The sequence below is a fragment of the Butyricicoccus sp. genome, from assembly GCF_050872565.1.
Taxonomy (GTDB): Bacteria; Bacillota; Clostridia; order Oscillospirales; family Butyricicoccaceae; genus Butyricicoccus_A.
This window is the reverse complement of the sequence record NZ_JBNMHC010000286.1, coordinates 1-2,971: the sequence shown is the minus strand read 5'-3', so window position 1 is coordinate 2,971 and position 2,971 is coordinate 1. Positions and strand designations below refer to the sequence as shown.

General features: G+C 47.4%; 3 protein-coding genes. All 3 read left to right on the top strand.

Translation table 11 applies throughout. The annotated features are described in order from the left end of the window. Window positions 1-260: 260 nt before the first annotated feature. On the top strand, window positions 261-1,184 hold the full coding sequence (locus tag ACR0P9_RS10145) for an acyl-CoA dehydratase activase-related protein (RefSeq protein ID WP_432619795.1): 924 nt from the start codon (window positions 261-263) through the stop codon (window positions 1,182-1,184). Next, the gene (locus ACR0P9_RS10140; RefSeq protein WP_432619793.1) at window positions 1,181-2,266 is read left to right on the top strand and encodes a hypothetical protein; all 1,086 of its coding nucleotides are present in this window, start codon (window positions 1,181-1,183) and stop codon (window positions 2,264-2,266) included. The genes ACR0P9_RS10145 and ACR0P9_RS10140 overlap by 4 nt, the downstream gene beginning before the upstream one ends. Before the next feature lie 3 nt (window positions 2,267-2,269). Further along, a partial coding sequence (locus ACR0P9_RS10135) for an acyl-CoA dehydratase activase (RefSeq protein WP_432619791.1) occupies window positions 2,270-2,971 on the top strand: 702 nt, incomplete at its 3' end.

The following is a 2,971-nucleotide window of genomic DNA, read 5'->3' as shown; positions in this document are numbered from 1 at the left end:
ATCAGCAGATATATGAATCTGCCGGGCAGACCGGGACGATTCTTAGGCAAGCTGGCATATCGGATTTCTCGAAAAGTATACGGATTTAACTAAACAAGGGAGTAAAAAGTGTCTCTGAGAGCATTCAGAGACACTTTTGGTATTTATTTCCAAGAAATGCACAAGATTTCCTTCTAACAGAAGAGAAGTTGACAAGCCGTTTTGATGTGCATATAATGGAATCTGTGTAAAAATTCAAAAGATTGGTGGAAGACAAATACATGAGTAATTTAAAAATTGGTCTGCCCCGCGCCATGCTGTACCATCGGTACTCGATGCTGTGGACGGTGTTTTTTCAGCAGCTGGGCGCAGAAGTCGTGACCAGTCGTCCGACAGATAAAGAAATTTTGGATCAGGGCACCGCACTGTGTGTGGATGAAGCCTGTCTGTCCGAAAAAATTTATCTGGGACATGTCAAAGCACTGGTCGGCAAGTGCGATTATATTCTTGTGCCGCGCGTCAGCAATTTTGGACACAAGCACATGATGTGCGTGCGATTTGAAGCAATGCCGGATATTGTCAAAAATGTATTCCGCGATGTTCCGCAGAAATTTCTGACATATAATCTGGATGTTTTGCAAAAACAGGATGAAAAATCCGCTTTTTATGGCATGGGAAATCAGCTTGGTTTTGACAAAAAGACGATCAAAAAAGCCTATGCGACCGCAAAGGCTGTCGAGCAGAGAACATGGAAAAAACTGCTGACAGAGCAGGAAGCACTGTATAAATCGCCCAATACGAAGATTCTTGTTGCGGGTCACAGCTATGTCATTGAAGATCCGTTCTTGGGAAAGCCGGTCATGGATGTTTTGCGCAAGCTGGATGTTACCCCGATTCGCGCAGACATTACCGACCGTGAAGCGGCTTCTAAGCGAAGCACAACGCTTTCGCCGACCATCAAATGGGAGATGAGCCGAGAAATTGTCGGCAACCTGATGGCGAATAAAAACAAGGTAGACGGCATCATTTTGCTCAGTGCCTTCCCGTGCGGTCCGGATTCCATGATTAACGAGATGATTCAGCGCCGCATGAAGGGCGTTCCGATTCTCAACTTGACCTTGGATGCACAGAGCGGCACCGCCGGTGTGGAGACACGTCTGGAGAGCTTTGTAGACATCATTCACTTTAAGGAGGGAACACTATGACACCGGTAGAAATTCCATCGAACCAGAAAAAAATCATGTTCCCGCGCATTGCCAATTACAGCGGTGTTATCCGCTATTTTATTGAAGTCTGTATGGGACAGAAGTATATCATGCCGCCGAAAATGACACGGCATACGCTGGAAGTCGGTGCGCGATACAGCCCGGATACGGTCTGTACACCATTCAAAAGCACGTTGGGATGTATGATTGAAGCGCTGGATTTGGGCGCAGATACACTGATGATGTCGCATGGCTTGTGCCGTCTGGGATATTATGGCGAATTACAGGAGCAGATTCTCCGTGATCTTGGCTATGAATTTGAGTTTATCAATTTGTCTGAGTACAGCACGGGCAAGAAAAAGGATATGCTCAAAGTACTCAAGCGCATTAACCCAAAGGTAAAGTATACGCGTATTATCCCCGGTGCCATGGATGCACTTAAGCTGCTGGAATATGTGGACGAAGTGACGGACGAGTATTACCAGAATTGCGGCTTTGACCCGTCCGGTGCGTATAAAAAGGCATACAAGCAGTTTTTAGAGGAAAGCGAATCGGTAGAGTCGCGGCAGGATATTGACCGTATTTACCGAGAGGTGAAGAAAGTATTCCGAGATACACCGCTGGAAAAACCGGCAGAACCGCTGCGTGTCGGCATTGTCGGTGAATTCTTTACCGTTATGGATGCTTTCTCTAATCTGGATTTGGAACAGACCATGGCGGACATGGGCGTAGAGGTGCATCGCTGGATGAATGTAACCAATCGTATGGTACATTATCCGGGTGAGAAAAACATGAATGCCAAGATCAAAGATCTGTGTACCTATGAGATGGGACCGACTTCTACGGCAAATATCTGGGCGGCAAGAGAATATGCCCGCCGCGGATTTGACGGCATTATCCATGTCAAGTCAGCGGGATGCACACCGGAAATTGATATTATGCCGGTCTTGCAGACCATCGGTGCAGAGGAAAAGATTCCGGTTCTGTATTTGACGTATGACGTACAGACCGGCGAAGCAGGTCTGATGACAAGACTGGAAGCATTTTACGATATGATTGCAATGAGAAAGGATGTATTTTAACGGATGGGACGTCAACATGCATATCTTGGAATCGACGTCGGTTCCATTTCCACCAAAGGTGTCATTATAGACAAGCAGAACAACATTCTGGCAAGTGAGTATATTTGGACGCAAGGTGATCCGATTGGCGCGGTAAAGAAACTGGTTGCCCTGCTGGAAAAGCAGTTCGACAAAGAGCAATATAAGGTCGTGGCAACCGGCACAACGGGCAGTGCTCGTAAGCTGGTCGGTGTTATCGTCGGTGCAACGATGGTAAAGAATGAGATTACCGCACATGCTGTCGGCACAACGACATTTTACCCAGAAGTACGCACCATTCTGGAGATCGGCGGTCAGGACTCGAAGATTATCTTGGTAGAAAACGGTGTAGCTGTGGACTATGCGATGAATACGCTGTGTGCTGCCGGTACAGGTGCCTTTTTGTCCAGCCAGGCAAAGCGTTTGGGCATTGAAGTAGAGGACGTTGGCGATTACGCTCTGAAGTCCAAGCACCCGACACAGATTGCTGCTCGCTGCACGGTATTCGCAGAGAGTGATCTGGTACATAAAATTCAGATGGGTCATCCGCGCGAAGATATTATTGCAGGCGTTTGTAATGCCGTTGCTGCAAACTATATGAACAATGTCGGCAAGGGCAAGAAAATTGCCAGCCCGGTTGTCTTTCAGGGCGGCGTTTCCAAGAACAAGGGCGTTGTCGCTGCCTTT

Excerpts from the sequence above, each read along its gene's own strand:
- ACR0P9_RS10145 (WP_432619795.1), top strand. The coding sequence starts at position 261 with ATGAGTAATTTAAAAATTGGTCTGCCCCGCGCCATGCTGTACCATCGG.
- ACR0P9_RS10140 (WP_432619793.1), top strand. The coding sequence starts at position 1,181 with ATGACACCGGTAGAAATTCCATCGAACCAGAAAAAAATCATGTTCCCG.